The 1,283-nt window shown below is 72.3% G+C and carries 2 protein-coding genes and 1 pseudogene; all 3 read right to left on the bottom strand.

Annotated elements, in window-relative coordinates:
- A partial coding sequence (locus FPZ41_RS46585) for a nucleotidyltransferase family protein (protein WP_152870942.1) occupies positions 1-334 on the bottom strand: 334 nt, incomplete at its 3' end.
- A gap of 103 nt (positions 335-437) precedes the next feature.
- Positions 438-905, bottom strand: coding sequence for a hypothetical protein (locus FPZ41_RS46580; RefSeq protein ID WP_322621602.1), 468 nt, complete (start codon positions 903-905; stop codon positions 438-440).
- Between the two features lie 213 nt (positions 906-1,118).
- Positions 1,119-1,283 (bottom strand): annotated as a pseudogene (locus tag FPZ41_RS46575) (sugar ABC transporter ATP-binding protein); the annotation flags it as partial.

Genomic DNA, 1,283 nt, shown 5'->3' with positions numbered 1-1,283 from the left:
GGTCGGGGTGGGGGAGGTGGGCGGCCGCGTACTTGAGGCCGCCGCCGCGGCCGAGGGGCTCCGACTCGACGACCGTGGTGACGCGGACGGGCAGCTCGGCCGAGTCCAGCCACTTCTCCAGGACATCGGCGAGATGGCCGCAGGAGACGACCACATCGGTCACTCCCTCCTCGGCGAGCCAGGTGAGCTGATGGCCGATGATCGGGGTGCCCGTGCCGGGGATCTCGACCATGGGCTTGGGCCGGTCGTCCGTGTACGGACGCAGCCGGGAACCCTGGCCACCGGCCAGTACGACGGCTTGAACGGGGCGCGACGCGGCGTTCGGATCGGTCATGACCGGAACTGTACGTGGCGCCCCGTTCGCGGGAGCACGACCCTGGGGCACGGGAGCGCGGCCGTCACCGCATGGGCGCAGGGCGGACGGGCTCCGCGGGTGCTCAGCCGTGCTGGGTCAGCACGCCGGACGCGAAGGACGTGTCGCAGACCGGGCGGGCGTACGACTGGGCGCGGGACGGGCCGTACACCCTGACCGCCGCGCGGCCCAGGGCGCGGGCGATCGATGTGCAGTGACGGGCCAGCGACGGGCGGCCGTTCACGGCCTGCTGGAGGTGGGTGAGGGCGATGCCCGGGTCCTGCTCCTGGAGCTCCAGCAGCAGCTTGTCGCGCAGCGCCTCGTGCGCGGCAGGGGCCTTGGTGCGGGCCTTGGTGCCCGAGCCGGTGGCCGAGGGGGCCTCGGCGGCGGCGAGCACCGAGTCCGAGGAGGAGTCCCCGGACCAGTTGACCCGGGTCACCGCCAGGGTCCCGGAGAGCACCAGGACGACGGGGAGGACGAGGGCGAGGCTGCGGCCGATCCGGCGGGCGGGGCCCGGGCCGCGCTGGGTCCGTTGGGTAGTGGTGTGCTTCACGCGAGCGAGGGTAGCGTGGGGTGGTTGTTCGGCGACACTCAGTCACCGGTTCGGGGGATGTAGGAGGGCGGGATTCGGGGTAGGGGGTTGACGTGCATCGCTCGAAATGACCGGTTTTGCCGGAGTGTCCACGAGCAGCGAAGAGGGCCCCGTGGTGGTCCGCGGGGCCCTCTCCGTCAACCTGGGTGGTGTGTGCGTCAGGTGGTGTGTGCCTCAGTCGGAGAGGCGTTCGCCGGTGGAGGTCGAGAACACGTGGGTCTCGCCGGAGCGGGGGACGATGTGGAGGGTGCTGCCCTTCTCCGGGACGTCGCGGCCGCTGACGCGGACGACGAGGTCCTTGGAGTCCTCGCCGACCTTGGCGGTGCCGTAGACGTAGGC

The organism is Streptomyces acidicola, from assembly GCF_009377235.1.
Taxonomy (GTDB): Bacteria; Actinomycetota; Actinomycetes; order Streptomycetales; family Streptomycetaceae; genus Streptomyces; species Streptomyces acidicola.
Note: the sequence above shows the minus strand (reverse complement) of the source record. Positions and strands in the feature narration are given on the sequence as shown.